The sequence below is a fragment of the Nocardia sp. NPDC057668 genome, from assembly GCF_042799795.1.
In the GTDB taxonomy this organism is placed as follows: Bacteria; Actinomycetota; Actinomycetes; order Mycobacteriales; family Mycobacteriaceae; genus Nocardia.
Genome location: NZ_JBHVIC010000007.1, coordinates 577,557 through 595,445, shown reverse-complemented (window position 1 = coordinate 595,445; position 17,889 = coordinate 577,557). Strand labels below are relative to the sequence as shown.

Annotated in this window: 17 protein-coding genes; 7 read left to right on the top strand and 10 right to left on the bottom strand. The window is 68.9% G+C overall.

Annotated elements, in window-relative coordinates; genetic code table 11:
• Positions 1-271 precede the first annotated feature (271 nt).
• The 3 genes from ACFVBH_RS36045 to ACFVBH_RS36035 are packed head-to-tail and all read left to right on the top strand — an operon-like array spanning position 272 to position 1,224.
• Entirely contained in the window at positions 272-448 is a 177-nt protein-coding gene (locus ACFVBH_RS36045; RefSeq protein ID WP_354985867.1) for a hypothetical protein, read from the top strand.
• The gene (locus ACFVBH_RS36040) at positions 445-894 is read left to right on the top strand and encodes a GNAT family N-acetyltransferase (RefSeq protein ID WP_379008709.1); all 450 of its coding nucleotides are present in this window, start codon (positions 445-447) and stop codon (positions 892-894) included. The genes ACFVBH_RS36045 and ACFVBH_RS36040 overlap by 4 nt, the downstream gene beginning before the upstream one ends.
• Before the next feature lie 60 nt (positions 895-954).
• Positions 955-1,224, top strand: coding sequence for a hypothetical protein (locus tag ACFVBH_RS36035; protein ID WP_379008707.1), 270 nt, complete (start codon positions 955-957; stop codon positions 1,222-1,224).
• Between the two features lie 6 nt (positions 1,225-1,230).
• On the opposite strand, the gene ACFVBH_RS36030 is transcribed toward ACFVBH_RS36035, so the two are convergent.
• Positions 1,231-2,595: a dipeptidase gene (locus ACFVBH_RS36030; RefSeq protein WP_379008705.1), complete on the bottom strand. Its 1,365-nt coding sequence runs from the start codon at positions 2,593-2,595 to the stop codon at positions 1,231-1,233.
• An 80-nt stretch (positions 2,596-2,675) separates the two neighbouring features.
• Complete coding sequence (locus ACFVBH_RS36025; protein ID WP_379008703.1) at positions 2,676-3,587, bottom strand: glutaminase; 912 nt, start codon at positions 3,585-3,587, stop codon at positions 2,676-2,678.
• 134 nt (positions 3,588-3,721) lie between these two features.
• Here ACFVBH_RS36025 and ACFVBH_RS36020 point away from each other — a divergent pair, with 134 nt between their 5' ends.
• The gene (locus ACFVBH_RS36020) at positions 3,722-5,275 is read left to right on the top strand and encodes a glutamate decarboxylase (RefSeq protein ID WP_379008701.1); all 1,554 of its coding nucleotides are present in this window, start codon (positions 3,722-3,724) and stop codon (positions 5,273-5,275) included.
• 294 nt (positions 5,276-5,569) lie between these two features.
• Here ACFVBH_RS36020 and ACFVBH_RS36015 read toward each other — a convergent pair whose 3' ends face one another.
• Positions 5,570-7,768, bottom strand: coding sequence for a S9 family peptidase (locus ACFVBH_RS36015; protein WP_379008699.1), 2,199 nt, complete (start codon positions 7,766-7,768; stop codon positions 5,570-5,572).
• A 107-nt stretch (positions 7,769-7,875) separates the two neighbouring features.
• On the opposite strand from ACFVBH_RS36015, the gene ACFVBH_RS36010 reads away from it, so the two are divergent.
• Positions 7,876-8,913: a DUF2330 domain-containing protein gene (locus tag ACFVBH_RS36010; protein WP_379008697.1), complete on the top strand. Its 1,038-nt coding sequence runs from the start codon at positions 7,876-7,878 to the stop codon at positions 8,911-8,913.
• 18 nt (positions 8,914-8,931) lie between these two features.
• Here the strand turns inward: ACFVBH_RS36010 and ACFVBH_RS36005 are convergent, their stop codons facing one another.
• Positions 8,932-9,120: a hypothetical protein gene (locus ACFVBH_RS36005; RefSeq protein ID WP_354985875.1), complete on the bottom strand. Its 189-nt coding sequence runs from the start codon at positions 9,118-9,120 to the stop codon at positions 8,932-8,934.
• Between the two features lie 122 nt (positions 9,121-9,242).
• Here ACFVBH_RS36005 and ACFVBH_RS36000 point away from each other — a divergent pair, with 122 nt between their 5' ends.
• Complete coding sequence (locus ACFVBH_RS36000) at positions 9,243-9,458, top strand: DUF397 domain-containing protein (RefSeq protein WP_379008694.1); 216 nt, start codon at positions 9,243-9,245, stop codon at positions 9,456-9,458.
• Between the two features lie 28 nt (positions 9,459-9,486).
• Here the strand turns inward: ACFVBH_RS36000 and ACFVBH_RS35995 are convergent, their stop codons facing one another.
• The 5 genes from ACFVBH_RS35995 to ACFVBH_RS35975 all read right to left on the bottom strand — a co-directional run bounded on the left by ACFVBH_RS35995 (position 9,487) and on the right by ACFVBH_RS35975 (position 14,676).
• Positions 9,487-10,446 (bottom strand): alpha/beta hydrolase, encoded by a 960-nt coding sequence (locus ACFVBH_RS35995; protein WP_379008692.1) that lies wholly within the window; start codon positions 10,444-10,446, stop codon positions 9,487-9,489.
• Positions 10,447-10,578: 132 nt separating this feature from the next.
• Complete coding sequence (locus ACFVBH_RS35990) at positions 10,579-11,013, bottom strand: HIT family protein (protein ID WP_354985877.1); 435 nt, start codon at positions 11,011-11,013, stop codon at positions 10,579-10,581.
• Between the two features lie 195 nt (positions 11,014-11,208).
• Positions 11,209-12,630: an adenylosuccinate lyase gene (gene purB / locus ACFVBH_RS35985; RefSeq protein ID WP_354985878.1), complete on the bottom strand. Its 1,422-nt coding sequence runs from the start codon at positions 12,628-12,630 to the stop codon at positions 11,209-11,211.
• 179 nt (positions 12,631-12,809) lie between these two features.
• Complete coding sequence (locus ACFVBH_RS35980; RefSeq protein ID WP_354985879.1) at positions 12,810-13,415, bottom strand: TetR family transcriptional regulator C-terminal domain-containing protein; 606 nt, start codon at positions 13,413-13,415, stop codon at positions 12,810-12,812.
• A 91-nt stretch (positions 13,416-13,506) separates the two neighbouring features.
• Complete coding sequence (locus ACFVBH_RS35975; RefSeq protein WP_354985880.1) at positions 13,507-14,676, bottom strand: pyridoxal phosphate-dependent aminotransferase; 1,170 nt, start codon at positions 14,674-14,676, stop codon at positions 13,507-13,509.
• 620 nt (positions 14,677-15,296) lie between these two features.
• Here ACFVBH_RS35975 and ACFVBH_RS35970 point away from each other — a divergent pair.
• On the top strand, positions 15,297-16,283 hold the full coding sequence (locus ACFVBH_RS35970) for a M23 family metallopeptidase (RefSeq protein WP_379008687.1): 987 nt from the start codon (positions 15,297-15,299) through the stop codon (positions 16,281-16,283).
• 262 nt (positions 16,284-16,545) lie between these two features.
• Here ACFVBH_RS35970 and purD read toward each other — a convergent pair whose 3' ends face one another.
• Positions 16,546-17,832 carry a phosphoribosylamine--glycine ligase gene (purD, locus tag ACFVBH_RS35965; RefSeq protein WP_379008685.1) on the bottom strand — a complete coding sequence of 429 codons (1,287 nt, stop codon included), beginning with the start codon at positions 17,830-17,832 and terminating at the stop codon, positions 16,546-16,548.
• Positions 17,833-17,889: the final 57 nt, after the last annotated feature.

Genomic DNA, 17,889 nt, shown 5'->3' with positions numbered 1-17,889 from the left:
TGCTTCGAGCAGGGTTTCCGCCGCGGCACCGAGTGCGAGTGCACCCTGCGCGGCTGTGGATTCCCCTCCCGAATTCATACCCCCATTCTACGCCTCAATAGCAAGCAGACATAGACCAATTCGATTGTGATACAACAGTTTTCAGACTCATCATCGATTAACAATCCCCTCACACCCACCTGAATGTTTAGAGACGCAGCACCCGCCTATCTCCGAAGCCCGCACCAACTTCGAAACGCTCCCCATCCGCGATCCGCATACGATTCCCACCATGTCCCACCCAGCGCGCCGGCAAGCCCCGCTCGGCGAGATCATCACGAAGGTCTCGATCCACGCACCCACCGCCCGGTCGGCTACCGATCCGATCTACTTCGCCGCCGCACAGACCCTGCCGTGCCACGCCCGCGCCGCCCGAACAGACTGGCCGACAGCGGGCCACCACCGATGACATCCACTGAACTGATCAGGCGCGCAAGCATTCAGGACCTACACGAACTGCTCGCAGACCAATCCCGGTACTGGGGCGACCGGGACCTCCGCGCCCAACACCTACCGGTCCTCGTCCGCGAGTTCCCCGAGACCAGCTTGGTCGCGGTGTGCGACAACGAAATACACGGCTACATACTCGGCTTCGTGACCCCCGCCGCCACCGCCTACGCGCATTTGATCGCCACCCGCGACGACGCCCGCGGCACCGGCCTGGGCCGCCGCCTCTACGCCGCGTTCGCCGACGCGGCCCGCCGACAGGGCGCCGCTCGCCTCAAAGCCATTACCTCCCCCACCAATGCAGGCTCGATCGCCTTTCACCGCAGCCTCGGGTTCGGTACCGAACTCGTGCCGGACTACAGCGGCCCGGGCCAGGACCGGATCGTCTTCGGTATGGAGTTGCGGTAATCCCCATGGCCGCAAGGAAATCCACAGGAGTCGGTGGATGACTGTGGACAAGGTGGCCGCGTGGCTTTTGTGCGCGAGGATTTGCCGTTCGACCCGGACGACCTGACAGACAACCGACCGAAGCGAACTCCGTTGCCGTTGCTGTCCGCGCTGTCGTTCCTCCTCAGCGCCGCCGCGGTGGTGTCGGTCCCGCTGCTGTGGATTCCCGCGCTCTACATCGCCGGGTTCGGCCACCGACGCAAGGAGGAGCCCGCGAAATACGCGGTGCTGTGCTCCATCCTCGCGCTGGTGGTCGCGATGTTCGCCAAGCCCCTGCTGGCCTCCCTGTAGTCGGGCTCAGGCGTAGGAGGACAGGAACAGGGCCACCGACAGGGCCAGGTTCTCTATCTCCGACGGGTCGACACTCTCGTTGGGGGCGTGGATCAGGCAGGTCGGCTCCTCCACGCCAAGCAGGAGGATCTCGGAGTCGGGATAGGTGGCGGCGAAGACGTTGCACAACGGGATCGAGCCGCCCTGGCCCTGGGTGGTCGACGGGCGGTCGTAGGCCACGGCCAAGGCTGATTCCAGGGCCGTGCGGGCGGGGCCGCCGGCGGCCGAGCGGAACGGAGCGCCCGTCGCTTCCGGGGTGATCGTGAGTTTGGCGTGCCAGGGGACGTTGGCTTCCAAATGGGCGGTCAGCGCCTTCAGGGCGGACTCCGCATCCGTGCCCGGGGGGATGCGGAGGTTGACACGGGCCGCGGCCTTCGCCTGGACCGCCGCTGCGGAGCCCACCACGGGCGGGACGTCCATGCCGAGGACGGTCAGGGCGGGGCGGGCCCAGAGCATGTCGGAGACGGTGCCCGAACCGACCACATCGACACCGTCGAGAATGCCTGCGTCCGAACGGAACTGGGCATCCGGGTACTGGACACCGTCCCATGTCTGATCGTTGGTCAGGCCCGCGACGGTGGTGTTGCCGTCGGCATCGCGCAGGGTAGACAGGACGTGGATCAGGGCGGCCAGGGCGTCGGGAGCCGCACCGCCGAACATGCCCGAATGCATGGAGCTCGCGAGGGTTTCGACCGTCAGGACGAGATTCACGTTCCCGCGCAGGGTTTCGGTCAGGGTCGGCACTCCCACCGCGAAATTGCCGCAGTCGCAGATCAACAGGGTGTCGGCGCGCAGGAGGTCGGCGTTGCCGGGGACGAACTCCTCCAGGCCGCCCGTGCCCTGTTCCTCGGAACCCTCCGACACCAGGATCAGGCCCACGGGGTACCCGTCGCCGTGCACCTCGCGCAGGGCGCGCAGCGCGGTCAGCAGCATGACGATGTTGCCCTTGCAGTCGGCGCTGCCGCGGCCGTACCAGCGACCGTCGCGGTCGGTCAGCTCCCAGACCGGGGTATCCCAGGCGGCCTCGTCGACCGGCGGCTGCACGTCGTAGTGGCAGTACAGCAGCACCGTCGGCGCGCCGGCCGGGGCCGGGTAGCGGGCGATGACGGCCTTACTGCCGTCGGGAGTTTCGTGCAGGCCCACATCGGTGAGCCCCTCGGCGGCGAAGGCGTCGGCTACCCACCGCGCGGCCCCTTCGCATTCCTCGACGGGGAACTGCCGCGCGTCGTAGACGGACCGGAACGAAACGAGCTCGGTCAGATCGCTTTTCGCCCGCGGCATCAGGCCGCGGGCCGCCGCGCGCAGGGCGGCGGTACGGGAATCGTCGGTCATCCCGGCATTTTCGTCCATCCGCGCGCCGACCGCCGCATCCGCGCGCCCGGCGGGTCCGGACGCCGGGCTCAGAACACGGCTCAGAACACCGAGAGCTTGGACGCCGTCGCGAACTCCCGCAGCGCGATCCCGCCCGTCACCGAATTCCCCTTCGCGTCCAGCCCCGGCCCCCACACCGCCACCGAACACACCTCCGGCACCACCGCCAGAATCCCCCCGCCCACCCCGCTCTTGCACGGCAGCCCGACCTCGTACGCGAATTCCCCTGCCGCGTCATAGGTTCCGCAGGTCGCCATGAGCGCGGTGATGTGCCGGGCGGGTTCGGGGTCGAGCAGCCGGCTGCCGTCCGCGCGCACCCCGTGCCGGGCCACGAGCAGGCCCGCCCGCGCCAGCTCGGCACAGGTGAGCGTGAACGAGCACTGCCGGAAGTAGTGATCCAGCGCCTCGTCCACCCGGCACCGCATGTTGCCGAAACTGGCCATCAGATAACCCATGGCCCGATTGCGATCCCCGGCGCCGAGTTCGGATTCGGCGATGACGCTGTCGACTTCGAGCGCCGGGTTCCCGGTCTCGGCGCGCAGCAGTTCCCGCAGCGCGGCCAACCCGTCGCCGGTATCGGCGAGCAATTGATCCGCTACCACAATGGCACCGGGGTTGATATACGGATTGCGCGGCAGACCCCGCTCCAGCTCCAGCTCGATCAGATCATTGAACGGCATCCCGGAGGGCTCACGCCGCACCCGCTTCCAGATGCCGGTGTTCTTGCGCGCGAGCACCAGCGCCAAAGCGAAGACCTTGGAAATACTTTCGATAGCAAAGGGAACGGCATGGTCGCCGCCGTGGAACTCCCGGCCGTCGACCGTCGCCACACTGATCGCGAACTGCCGGGGATCGACCGAGGCCAGCCCGGGAATGTAGTCCGGGACCGCACCCTCCCCGACGTGTGGCGCTGTCACCGCCAGCACCTGTTCTATGACATTCTCATAGTCCATAGCGCTGAATAGTAATCGTTCAGCAACCATCGCTTGACGGCGAAACGGGACATTCCACAACGAATTTCGCAGTGGGCGATGAGCATTCGGCAGTCGAGGAAAACCAGCAGTTTCACGCGAAAACTGGAGGTCGAATGAGCGGCACACCGGAACCCGACGATCTGTTCGCGCTGCCGGGGCTGAGCAGAACCGCGCCCAAACACGGATTCCCGGACCGGGAAATGGCCGCGCAGGTCGCCTACGAGGTTGTGCACGGCGAACTGCTGCTCGACGGCGTCTCGCGGATGAACCTGGCCACCTTCTGTACCACCTGGATCGACGACCAGGCCAGACGACTGATGGACGAGTCCCTCGACAAGAACATCGTCGACAAGGACGAGTACCCGCAGACCGCCGAACTCGAGAAGCGCTGCGTGCGGATGATCGCCGACCTGTGGCACGCACCCGACCCGGCCGCCACCCTCGGCACCTCCACCACCGGCTCCAGCGAAGCCGCCATGCTCGGCGGCCTCGCCGCCAAGACCCGCTGGCGCAAACGCGGCGGCACCGGCACCCCCAATTTCGTGTGCGGCCCGGTCCAGGTGTGCTGGGAGAAGTTCGCCCGCTACTTCGACGTGGAGATCCGCCAGATCCCGCTGCGCGGCGACCGGCTCACCATGCATCCTGAGGACGTGGCGGCCTTCTGCGACGAGAACACCATCATGGTCGTCGCCACGTTCGGGCAGACCTTCACCGGACTGTTCGAGGACGTCGCCGGCATCAGCAAGGCCCTGGACGCGCTGGAACGCAAGACCGGCCTGGACATCCCGCTGCACGTGGACGCGGCCAGCGGCGGCTTCCTCGCGCCCTTCGCCGCACCGGATCTGGTGTGGGACTTCCGGTTGCCGCGCGTGCGGTCCATCAACGCCTCGGGCCACAAGACGGGACTCGCGCCGCTGGGCGCGGGCTGGGCCATGTGGCGCACCCCCGCGGATCTGCCCAAGGAACTCATCTTCAACGTCGACTACCTCGGCGGCAGCATGGCCACCTTCAACCTGAACTTCTCCCGCCCCGGCGGCCAGGTCATCACCCAGTACTACGAGTTCATCCGCCTGGGCCGCACCGGCTACACCCGGTTGCAGGAGTCGATCTACGGTGTCGCACGGCATCTCGCGGCCGGGCTGGACCGCATCGGCCCCTTCCAGCTGATCCACGACGGTGATCCGCTGCGCGGCATCACCGCGGTGTGCTGGCGGCTGCGCGGCGAGCAGGTCTTCAACCTGTACGACCTGTCCGATCGGCTGCGCTCGCGCGGCTGGCTCATCGCCGCCTATCCCCTGCCCGCCGACCGCGGCGACGAGACCATCATGCGCGCGGTCATCCGGCACGGCTTCACCGTCGATATGGCCGATCTGCTGCTGGCCGACGTCGCCCGCTGCCTCACTCAGCTCCGGGCGCACCCCATGGCGACCTCGCTGACCAGCGCGGAGGCGGGCGGCTTCACGCACAGCGCCCACGCCGCGGTGCCGCTGCCGCGCACACCCGCGCTGCACGTGCTGCCGGAATCGTCCGGGGGTACGGCGAAGTCGAAGGCAGCGGCGAAACCGGCTGCCGCGAAACCGAAGTCGGCGGCGGCGAAGTCGAAGACAGCCGCTGCCAAGCCGAAGCCGGGCAGCAAGCCCACACCCGGAAAGGGTAAAGGCAAGTGAGGTAACGCGGCCGTCCCGGATGCAGCCCGCGGAGCGGCGGCGAGCGACAGCACCGAGGCTCGACACGAACCGCGTGGGCCCGGTCGCGGGGTTATTCCGCCGGCGTCGGGATACCCGCCCGGCTGCAAGAAGCTCGGCGCACGGCGCGCCGCCGGGCCGTGGATCTGCTCTTCGAGGCCGGGCGGGATAATCCCGCAGGCATCCGGATCTCGGAACCAGGCATCGAATCCCGGTAGAGCCGAAGGGGTTTGCGGATCGAATCCGCAAACCCCTTCGCGCCGTTCGGAACCGGAATCAGCTCGCGGCGGCGGCCTCCGCACCGGCCGGCTCGACCTCGCCGAGCCCCACGGTGTCCAGCACCCACGCCCACTCGAAGGCGATTTCCTTCCACTGCTCGTACCGGCCGCTGGGGCCGCCGTGCCCGGAGGTCATGTCGGTCTTGAGCAGCAACTGCGCGTCACCGGTCTTGGTGGCCCGCAAGGCCGACACCCATTTGGCCGGCTCGACGTACAGCACGCGGGTGTCGTTCAGACCGGTCATGGCCAGGATCGCCGGGTAGTCCTTGGCCTCGACGTTCTCGTACGGGGAGTAGGACTTCATGTAGGCGTAGACCTCCTTGTCGTCCAAGGGGTTTCCCCACTCCTCCCATTCCGCGGCCGTCAGCGGGAGCGAGGCGTCCAGCATCGAGGTCAGCGGATCGACGAAGGGCACATTGGTGAGGATGCCCTTGAACAGCTCCGGCGCGAGGTTCGCGACCGCGCCCATCAGCAGCCCGCCCGCGCTGCCCCCGTCGGCGATCAACCGGTCCGGCGCGGTCAGCCCGGAATCGATGAGATGCCGTGCGCAGGAGACGAAGTCGGTGAAGGTGTTCTTCTTGGTGAGCATCTTGCCGTTGTCGTACCAGAGCCGGCCCATCTCGCCGCCGCCACGCACGTGCGCGACCGCGAACACCATGCCGCGATCGAGCAGCGAGAGCCGCGCCACCGACAGGTACGCGTCGATGCTGGACTCGTAGGAGCCGTAGCCGTAGAGCAGCAACGGTTTCGGGCCCGCCGGGACGTCCTTGCGCTGCACGATCGAGATCGGCACGCGGGTGCCGTCCTGTGCGACCGCCCATTCCCGGCGCTGCTCGTACTCGGCCGGATCGTAGTGGCCCAGCACCTTCTGTTCCTTGCGCAGGATCAGCTCGCCGGTGCCGGGCACGTAGTCGAAGACCTGGGCGGGGGTGATGAAGGACTGCACACCCATCCGCAGGGTCGGGGTCTCCCATTCGGAGTTGACGCTCAGGCCCGAGGCGGACAGCGTCAGCCCGAAGTCGACCTCGGTCAGTTCGCCGAAGCCGCCCTCGGATGTCAACGGCCACACCGCGACTCGCGGCAGCGCCTCGCGGCGGTAGCTCAGCACCAGCTTGTCGGAGAAGGCGTCGACATCCTCGAGCCGAACTTCCTTGCGGTGCGGAATCAGGATCGTCTGGTTCTCCGGGTCGTCCCACGGCGCGATGGCGAGCAGGAAGTTCTCCGACTTCACCCCGTCGACCACGTCGTTGTGCAGAATCAGCGCCTTGTCCTGGCCGCCGATGATCGCGTGCTCGGCCGCGTAGGAGACGCCCTCGCGGCGCGGCAGCAGCACGCGGAACTCGCCCGCGGGGTTGTCCGACTCCAGGATCAGCATCTCGCTGGTCAGCTTGGAATCGACGCCGATCACCAGGAACTTCTTGGAGCGGGTGCTGCCGACCCCGACCCCGAAGCGCTGATCCGCCTCGAAGTACACCTTGACGTCGTCGTCCTTGCCGGTGCCGAGCCGGTGCCGCCACACGCTGTCCGGTCGCCACGACTCGTCGACGGTCACGTAGAACACGTGCGTGCCGTCCACCGACCAGGTCGCGCCGCCCGCGGTCCCGGGAATCTCGTCGGGCAGGATCTCCCCGGTCCCGAGGTTCTTGAACCGCAGCGTGTACCGCTCGTCGCCCTCGAAGTCGGTGCTGAAGGCCAGCAGATCACCGGCGTGGTTCACCGAGTGCGCACCCAGCGAGAAGTAGTCGTGACCCTCGGCCAGCTCGTTCAGATCCAGCAGGACCTGCTCGCCCGGGATCTCGACGCCGACCTCGAGCTCGGGCGGCGTCCAGTCGTCCGGGCCCGCGATGGGGCAGCGGCAGGACACGGCGTACTGCTTGCCCTCGAAGGTCCGCGAGTAGTACCAGAACTCGCCCTTGCGGCTCGGCAGCGACAGGTCGGTCTCCTGCGTGCGCGCCTTGACCTCCGCGAAGATCTTCTCGCGCAACGGCGCCAGATGCGCGGTCTGTGCGTCGGTGTAGGCGTTCTCGGCCTTCAGGTACTCGATGACCTCGGGATTGTCCTTGTCCCGCAGCCACTCGTACTCGTCGATGAACACGTCACCGTGGTGCTCGCGCTGGGTCGGGACCCGCTTGGCGATCGGCGCGGTCACCGCCGCGCCGGGATTCGAGGTCGCGCTGTCGCTGCTGTCCAAAGCCATGCGTCCACGTTAGTGGTGCACCCCCGCACCCCACCGCCGACCCGCATCGCCCGCTCCCGCATTCGAGTCCAAGGAAACCGCAAGGTCCCCTGACTAGGCTCCCCGCCATGTTCTCGAGTAAGGCCGTGCGCCTGGTCGCGGTGGCGGCGATGATCGTGACCGCGGGCGGAATCGGCTTGGCCGCACCGGCTTCCGCCTGCGCCTGCGGCGGGGTGGCCGCACCCGCCGGCGCGACCGCGACGGTGGGCAACGAGGTCGCCCTGCTGGGCTGGGACGGCACGACCGAAACCATCGTGATGCAACTGGCACTGCGGAGCGGCGGAGATCACGCGGCGCTCATCGTGCCCACGCCCGCACCGGCCACCGTCACCGCGGCCGACGCCGCGGTGTTCACCGAGCTGCGCGAACGCACCGCGCCGGAGGTGGTGACGAAACACCGCTGGTTCGAGGAGACCGCGGACGGCTCGATGGGCGGCGCGCCGGGACGGGCCGCGCCGACGGTGCTGGACCGGGTGCAACTGGGTCCGCTGGAGGCGACCACCCTCACCGGGGGCGACATCTCCGGCATCCAGGCGTGGCTGGACGAGAACGGGTATGTGATGCGGGCCGAGGTCGTCGCGACCATGGCCCCGTACCTGGCCGAGGGCTGGTCGTTCGTGGCCATGCGGCTCACCGGGACCGCGGCGCTGAGCGGGGACCTGGATCCGGTCCAGCTGAGTTTCCCCGCCGACCGGCTCGTCTACCCCATGCGCATGTCGTCCGCCGCGACGAGCGTCCAGACCGTGCGGCTCTACGTGTTGGGTGAGCACCGGGTCCAGCGCTCGGATCCGGATCGTGGAAAACAGCAGGTGAACGTCGAATTCGCTGGGCGGGTCACCGAACTCGACGACCCGGCGCTGCGGGAACTCGCCGCGAACGGCCGCGACTACCTGACCGAACTGTCGGTCGTCATACCGAAGCCTGCCGAGATCACCTCGGACTTCGCGCTCACCGCCACCGAGGACAAGGACTACCGGCGGGTCGTACACCGCACCGAAACGCTCGAATTCCTGGGATTCCCCGCCGGTTCGGCCGCGCTGGCGGCCGGGCTGCTGGTGACCGTGGGGGTGTTGCTGGCCGTGGTGGTGCGGGTGGCCCGCCGCTGAGCCGGTGTCCCGGCGGGGTCAGCGACGCAGTTCGCGGTGCTCGTAGAGGTAGAAGACCGCCGATTTTCGGCGGGCGCACTGATCGGTGGGGCAGGATTGGTGAATCCCCAGAATGCTCTGTGCCATCTCCACCGTGAACCGTTCCGGGACGACATCACAGCTGTCGGAGATGGGGGCAGCGCGCTGGTGTGACCAAGACGTACGCACCACATACCTCCTTTCGCGGACACAGAATGGAATATCCGATCCGACAGCTCCGCAAACACTGGCATCATGAGTGCGATCTACATCACCGACCAGTACCCGCAGCCAGGTAGGGGGCCCCGCAGGTGGAAGCCAAGAACCGCGAGATCGAACCGGACGTCGTATGGCGGCGCAGCGACGATCGCACCGAGGGCGTCGAAATCGCCTTCCTGGCAAGCGGAAACATCGGTCTGCGCGATTCACGCAATCCGGACGGACCGGTGCTGATCTTCACCCCGGGCGAGTGGAAAGCCTTCGTGGCCGGGGCCAAGGACGGCGAATTCAACCGTCCCACCGCCTGATTCGTCCCGATTCGCGGCCGCTGGGAGCCTAGGCTCCCAGCGCACCGCCGATGGTCGGCCAGGACGCGTGCAGGGTGTCCTGCCAGTACGACCACGAATGCGTGCCCACCGGGCTGTAATCCACCCGCGCGGGAATGTTCAACTGCGCCAGCCGGGACGCGAACGCGCTCACACAGGCGTTCACCCCGACCTCGATGGGACCGCCGAAGAACAGGTTCTCCGGCAGCTGCGGCTTGATCTCCAGCTCGTGCGGGCCCGGGATACCGGTGCCGGTGGACAGGAAGATCGTCTTGCCGCGCAGGCGCTCGGCCAGCAGCGCCGGATTGTGTTCGGCCCAGGCGGGATCGCCGGGCGGACCCCACATATTGAGCGGATTGCCACCGCGATTGGCGATGGAGAACATGGTGGCGCCCTGCGCGATCGTGGTGTCCGGGCAGGCGCTGTAACCGGCTACGGCGCTGTACAACCAGGGATGGCGCACCGCGAGGGTGAAGGCGGCGTTGCCGCCCATCGAGAGCCCGCCGATGGCGTTCACGCCGTTGCCGCTGAAGTAGTCGTCGACGATCGGCGGAAGTTCCTGTGTCAGAAAGGTTTCCCAGCGATACCGGCCGAAGCGGGGATCATCGCTGATCCAGTCGGTGTAGTAGCTGGCCTGGCCGCCCATCGGCAACACCACGTTGACGTTCTTGCCGCGGAAGAAGGGTTCGGCGTCGGTGGCCTGGGTCCAGGTGGACTGGGTCGCGCCGGGGTCGAGACCGTCGAGCAGGTAGTAACTGCCGCGGGAACCGCCACCGGCCGGATGCAATACCTGCACCTGAATGACGCGGCCCATGGCGGGCGAATCGATGAACAGGGCCGAGCGGGTGGAATTCAGCTCGTCCACCCGGACGACCTGGGCCGCGTTCGCCGCTGGCGGCGATATGGCAACCGGACTCAGCAAACCGCAGGCAATCGCAAGAATTGCCGCGGCGACGGTTCTTCGACGCATGGCCCCACCTCCATCAGCCCATCACAAGCGCTATCCAACGTAACTCGAGTGATGGGCATAGCGAGGAATAATCATGATTCCGCGTGTCCCTGGCAAACCGTGTAGCTCACATATGGTAATGCGATTCGGCTATTAAATGTCAGCGTTTCGCTGTACTGCCCCACGGATGGATCCGGCCAGGTAATCCAGGTCCGCCCGCGGCGGCGAGGTGGGTCGCCCGCGCAGCCCGAAGCCGTCACCGGGGGTGCGGGGAATCACATGCAGGTGAACGTGGAAAACCTCCTGTCCCGCGGTCACGCCGTCGGCCAGGAAGAAGTTCACCCCGTCCGCGCCCACCTCGGATTCGCGCAGCGCCGCGGCCAGCTGCTGCCCCACCCGGAACAGCTTGCCGCCGACCTCCGGGTCCAGCTCGGCCAGACTGCGCGCGGGGACCTTCGGGATGACCAGCAGGTGCCCGGGGGTGAAGGGGCGAATGTCCATGAACGCCACCACATCCGAGTCCTCGTAGACCTTGCTCGAGGGTGCGCGACCGGCGACGATATCGGCGAAAATCGTGTACGGATCCATGCTGGGAGCGTGCCATACGCGCCGGTCGGGCTCGCGCCGCACCGCTTGTCGGCGAGGCTGACACGAGACATGCTCGGGCACTACCGAATACGAGAACCTCGACTGATCGGGCGGCCGCCTTCGCCGCCGGCCCGGCCACCCCGCGGATACGACGCGGCCCGGTTCCCAGGGAACCGGGCCGCGACAGCGCTCGCTCTAGAGGATCGCGCCGGGGGTGTACCGCGCCGCCTCCGGATTGTCCGCAACCAGCTTCTCGACCTGGGCGATGACCGCCGCGGTCTGCGCCTCGGCCGCGCCGATGAACGCCGAGCGGTCGGCGAGGGCGGCATCGAGGCCGGCGCGGTCCAGCGGCATGCGGTCGTCGGCGGCCAGGCGATCCAGCAGATCGGGCTCGCGGCCCTGCTCGCGCATGTCCAGGGCCACCGCAACGGCGTGCTCCTTGATGACCTCGTGCGCGGTCTCCCGGCCGACCCCGGCCCGGACCGCGGCGATCAGCAGGCGGGTGGTGGCCAGGAACGGCAGGTAGCGCTCGAGCTCGCGATCGATGACCGCGGGGTACGCGCCGAATTCGGCCAGGATGGTCAGGAAGGTCTCCATCATGCCGTCGACGGCGAAGAAGGCGTCCGGCAGCGCGACGCGGCGCACCACCGAGCAGAACACGTCGCCCTCGTTCCACTGCGCGCCCGCGAGCTCGGCGGCCATGGACCCGTAGCCGCGCAGGATCACCTGCAGGCCGTTGACGCGCTCGGCCGAGCGCGAGTTCATCTTGTGCGGCATGGCCGAGGAACCGACCTGCCCCTTCTGGAAGCCCTCGGTGACGAGCTCGTTGCCGGCCATCAGGCGGATGGTGTGCGCGAAAGACGAAGGGCCCGCGCCGATCTGCACCAGCGCCGAGACCACGTCGTGGTCCAGCGAGCGCGGGTACACCTGGCCGACGCTGGTGAGCACGTTCTTGAAACCGAGGTGGGTGGCGACCTTCTGCTCCAGCTGCGCCAGCTTGGCGGCATCGCCGTCGAACAGGTCCAGCATGTCCTGCGCGGTGCCCATCGGGCCCTTGATGCCGCGCAGCGGGTACCGGTCGAGGAGTTCCTGGATCCGGGTCAGCGCGATGAGCACCTCGTCGGCGGCCGAGGCGAACCGCTTGCCCAGGGTGGTGGCCTGCGCGGCCACGTTGTGCGAACGACCGGCCATGACCAGCGACTGGTACTGCGCGGCCCGCTCACCCAGCCGGGCGGCGACCGCGACGCCGTGCGCGTACACATGCTCGAGCGAGAGCCGGATCTGCAGCTGCTCGACGTTCTCGGTGAGGTCGCGCGAGGTCATGCCCTTGTGCACGTGCTCGTGCCCGGCGAGGGCGTTGAACTCCTCGATCCGCGCCTTCACGTCGTGCCGGGTGACGCGCTCACGGTCGGCGATGGACTTCAGGTCGACCTGGTCGATGACCCGCTCGTAATCCTCGACGACACCGTCCGGAACGTCCACGCCCAGTTCGGCCTGGGCGCGCAGCACCTCGAGCCACAGCTTCCGCTCGAGCACGATCTTGTACTCGGGCGACCACAGCTGCACGAGCTGCGGAGAGGCGTAACGGGTAGCAAGAACGTTCGGCACAAAAGTCACGGAGTCTATTTTGCCTGCACTTCGCTCCGGCGGGTTCGCGGCCCCTATGTCTCGTTCTTCCCTCCCTCCGCTCCTCCGCTTCGCTCCCCCGCTCCACTCAGTCCAGAACGAGACGGCCGCGAACCGGAAAGCGCTGTCATACGGGAGATGTGAGCGACCGCGCTGGTGAGGACACGCGGCTAGGCGGGCGGGGCGACGACGTCTATCACTTCCAGCAGGGCGCCGCGGGCCATGCGGCGGGGTTGGGGGTCGGGCTCGCCGAGGGCGGTCACCACGGCCCCGTCCACCACCGCGACGAGTCTGCGGGTTTGCTCGGGGCGGACCAGGCGGTCGGAGCGGCGTAGGACGTCGGCCAATAGCTCGTCGAGCTGGGCGCGTAGTCGGAACTGGACCTCGCGTAGCTCGGGATGCCGGGCCGAGGCCACGGTTCGTTCGTAGCGGGCGATCAGCTGGCCGCGGGCATCGTCGTCGTTGTGCTCCGGGCCGACCAACAGGTCCAGCACCAGATCGACCGTGGCTTCGGCGCCGCGCCGGCGATGGGTCACCTCGCCGACCCGGCGGCGCATGGCCTCCAATTCGGCATTGCCGGAGAATTCGACCGCGCGCGCGATCAAATCCTCGAGGGACTCGAAGTAGTAGGTTGTCGAAGCCAGCGGCAACTCCGCCCGCGTCGCTACCGAGCGGTGCCGCACCGCCTCGAAGCCGCCCTCGAGTAGTAGCTCGGCGGCGGCACATACCAACGCTTGGCGACGCTTCTCGCCTTTCGGAGTCGTCGCAGTGGTCACGGTGCAATCGTGCCAGTCATCATCGGTTCATCTGTGCCGAATCTGTGCGATCTGTGGTGATTCCAATTCCCTGGGCGATTCGACTGGGGAATCAGGCGAGATACCGTTCCAACCGGTCCAGTGCTTCCTCGATATCGGCACTCGCGCCCGCGAACGAGAACCGCACGGTGTGAGACCCATTGACAGTGTCGAAGTCGATGCCCGGCGCCAGCGCCACCCCGGTCGCGTCCAGCACCTCGGTGCACCAGCGCATCGAATCATCGGTCAGGTGCGCGATATCGGCGTACGCGTAGAAGGCGCCGTCGGCGGGCGCGAGATCGGTGATGCCGAGTTTCGGCAGCCCCGACAGCAGCAACTGGCGATTCGCCGCGTACCGCGCGACATGCCCGTCCAATTCGGCTTTCGCCTCCGCGCCGAACGCGTGCACCGCCGCGTACTGGGAGATAGCGGGCGGGCACACCGTCATATTCGAGGCCAGCCGCTGCAACGCCGGGCGCAGACCCGCGGGCACCAGCATCCAGCCCAGCCGCCAGCCGGTCATGGAGAAATACTTCGAGACCGAGCCGATGACAATGGATTCGCGCGAGGTCTCCCACGCCGAGGACGTCGGCTCGGCCCCCGGCGACTCGGTGTCGTACGCGATGCCGTGATAGATCTCGTCGGAGATGAGCAGCGTGCCGTGCTCGTCGCACCAGCGGGCCAGCGCGGCCAGCTCGCTCGGATCGATCATGGTGCCGGTCGGATTGGCCGGGCTCGCCACGATCAGGCCGGCCGGCGGCTCGGGCAGCGCCTCGAGCATGGCGACGGTCGGCTGGAATCGGGTCTCCGGACCGCAATCGAGCTCGACCACCCGGCAGCCCAGCGCGGTGAGGGTGTTGCGGTAGGCCGGGTAGCCGGGCCGGGCCACCACCACGGTGTCGCCCAGATCGAAAGCCGCCAGGAAGATCAGGGTGAACGCGCCCGAGGAACCGGTGGTCACCACGACGTCATCGGCGTCCACTTCGATGCCGTAGACACTCCGGTGATGCGCGGCGATCGCCTCGCGCAGCGACAGAATGCCGAAAGTCTCGGTGTAGCCGAGCAACTCGGCGTCCATCGCCGCCTTCGTGGCCCGCAACACCGGGCGCGGCGCGGGCGTGGACGGCTGCCCGGCCGCCAATACCAGCACATCTCCGTGTGTACGCGCCCGTTCAGCTGCTGCCTTCCAGACATCCATGACGTAGAAAGGTGGGATGGCCGACCGCCGAGATTCGATACGCACCCGACAGACGGTAGAGCACTCGCTCTCCCCACTGTCCGGTAATAGGCGTGTGAATGGCTGAGGAGGGACGCGTGCCGGGGGGAGCGGCCACCGAGGAAGACTCGGCGGCAGCCCACCCGTTCGCCTACACCGCGGCCGAGCACCCCACCTCGACACCCGAGCTGAGCCCCGGCAGACCCGGGGGCGGCGCGGAAGACACGGCGAGACCCGGAGGCGACGAGTCGCACACGCCCGCCGGAAGATCGAGAACCGAGACCGCGCGCAGACGCGGGCTCGGCCGGTGGCGCGGCGGCCGCGCGGCCGGGAGTGCACCCCGGGCCGAAGGCGCGGAGGCACCGGACGGCAAGGCACGAACCGGTGGCGAGTTGCCATCCGTACGCGAGGCCGACGGCGAATTGTCATTCATTGCCGAGGACCAGAGCGAGTCCTCACCCGGCGGTGGAACAGGTGTCGGCAGATCGACCGCGGCTCCGGGGCTGGACGTCCACAAGTCGGCGGCGGCCCGTGGGGCCGGTCGCGGATTCCGGCGGCTACGCCCGGCGCGGACCGGCTCGAGCAGCGCGGCGCGGCCGTCCGAGCCCGAAGCGCCAGTGCCCGAAGCGGACACGGTGCGGCGGGCGATGCCGGACAGCTACACGCCCGGGCTACGACTACCGCTGCACGGCGACGCGGACATTCCGGCGCGGGAGCGGGTCGCCCGGGCCGCGCGGGCGGGAGCCTCGGGGGTGGCGTGGGTGCGCGGGCGAGCGCCCGCGGTGCGCGACAGAGCGCTCGAATTCTGGGGGCGGCGACCGCGGTCGAGAGCCGAGGCGGCCGAGCTGCTCGCGCGGGGGCGGGACGAGGCGCGACGGCAGGCGCCGATCGCCAGGGACTGGGCCGTCGGACATCGGGTGCTGATCGCCGGGCTGGTCGCGGTGGTCGTGTTCGTGGGAGCGGACGGCGCCCTGGGCCGGTTCCCCACCGACGCGCCCCTGGAACCCGGTACGGCGCTGCGTGTTCCGAGCGCGCATCCGATTCAGGTGCAGACACCCGCGGAATCGGCCAAGCGCTATCTCGACGCCATCAACAACGGCGAGAAACTGCGCGAAGGGGCGGTGGTGGCCGCCGCCGCCCGCGCCACCCTGGAACGCGCCAAGGCCGAAGCCGCGGCCGCCGTGGCCGGGGAACATCAGGACTGGATGACCACCACCGCGCCCGGCACCTTCGTGCTGCCCGGCGTCGGCAATTTCGCCCTCCCCGCCCAGGGCATGTTCACCTCCGGCTTCGGACCGCGCTGGGGCACCTTCCACGCGGGCATCGACATCGCCGGGCCGCTCGGCTCACCCATCTACGCGGTCGCCGCGGGCACCGTCATCGAAGCCGGCCCGGCCCAGGGCTTCGGGCTGTGGGTGCGCATCCGGCACGACGACGGCACCATCTCCATCTACGGCCACATGTACGACTTCTTCGTCTCCGCGGGCGAACGCGTCCCGGCGGGCATGCAGATCGCCCGCATCGGCAACCGCGGCGATTCCACCGGGCCGCACTTGCATTTCGAGATCGTCCAGAACGGGCAGCGCGTGGATCCCCAGGCGTGGCTGGCCCTGCACGGGCTCATGCTCACCTGAGGCGGGGTGCCCGCCGGGAAGCTCCGGCGGGCACCCGGCCCAGCTACGGCTCGGACGCACATCGGCACGACTTGCGAACGGGCGCACCACCTGCCGTCCGAACGCGGGTCGGCGGGGCGCGTGCGACGAGTCGGCCACGCGAACGCCGCCCGGCTCGGCCTCCGGACGACCCTGCCCGATCACCACGGCCGGCGGAACGACGTCGCCCGGAAAGCACTCGGCCCCTTGCGTGATCGCAAGGGGCCGAGTCTTCGGAGACTTCTCAGACCGCCGGGGTCGGCACGCTGATCCGGCCCTCCACCGCCGCGAGGGCGATGTCGGAGCGGAAATGCCCGCCCGGCAGCTTGATTCCCGCGAGGCGGTCGTAGGCGTTGCGCCGGGCCACGGTCAGGTCCGCGCCCTGGCCGACGATGGCGAGCACGCGCCCGCCCGCCGAGACCAGCGCGCCGTCCTCGCGCAGCGCGGTGCCCGCGTGCAGCACCTCGGATTCGGTTCCGGTGCCGGTGGATTCGGCCCCGGTGATCACGTCGCCGCTGCGCGGGCGCGCCGGGTAGTTCTCCGCGGCCAGCACGACGGTGACGGCCGCGCCGTCCTTCCAGCGCGGGGCGGCGACCTGATCCAGGGTGCCGGTGGCGGTCGCGTTCAGCAGCTCGCCGAGCGGGCTGTCCAGCATGGCCAGCACCGCCTGGGTCTCGGGATCACCGAAGCGGCAGTTGAATTCGATGACGGCCGGGCCGTTCGAGCCGATCGCGAGCCCCGCGTACAGCAGGCCGCTGAACGGCACCCCGCGCCGGACCATCTCCGCCGCAACGGGTTTGACCACGTCGTCGACGATGGCCCGCAGCGTCTCGTCGGTCAGCCAGGGCAGCGGCGTGTACGCGCCCATGCCGCCGGTGTTGGGCCCGGTGTCGCCGTCGCCCACCCGCTTGTGATCCTGTGCGGGCAGCAGCGGCACCACGTTCTCGCCGTCGACCAGGCAGAACAGCGAGACCTCGGGACCGTCCAGGAAGGACTCCAGCAGCACCGGATGCCCGTTCTCCAGCAGTTCCGCGCCGTGGTCGCGGGCGACCGAGCGATCGGCGGTCACCACCACGCCCTTGCCGGCGGCCAGGCCGTCGTCCTTCACGACCCAGGTGGGGCCGAAGCGATCCAGCGCGTCGTCGAGCTCGCCGGGATGATCGACGATCTCCGAATGCGCGGTGCGCACACCGGCCGCGTTCATGACGTCCTTGGCGAAGGCCTTCGAGCCCTCGATCTGCGCGGCGGCGGCCGACGGCCCGAAGGTCGCGATGCCCGCGGCCCGCACCGCGTCGGCCACGCCGAGCACCAGCGGCACCTCGGGACCGACCACGACCAGATCGGCGTTCAGCTCCTGGGCCAGCGCCGTCACCTCGGCGCCGGAGGAGGCGTCCACCGGGCGCACCTCGGCGTGCTGGGCGATGCCCGCGTTGCCGGGCGCCGCGTACACCGCCGACACCGACGGGTCCCGGCGCAGGGCCAGGACGAGGGCATGTTCACGGGCTCCGGAACCGATGACGAGTACGCGCACGGCTGACAGCTTAAAGCGTGCGCGAACACCGCCGGGCCGCCGGTCGCCTCGCCCGGT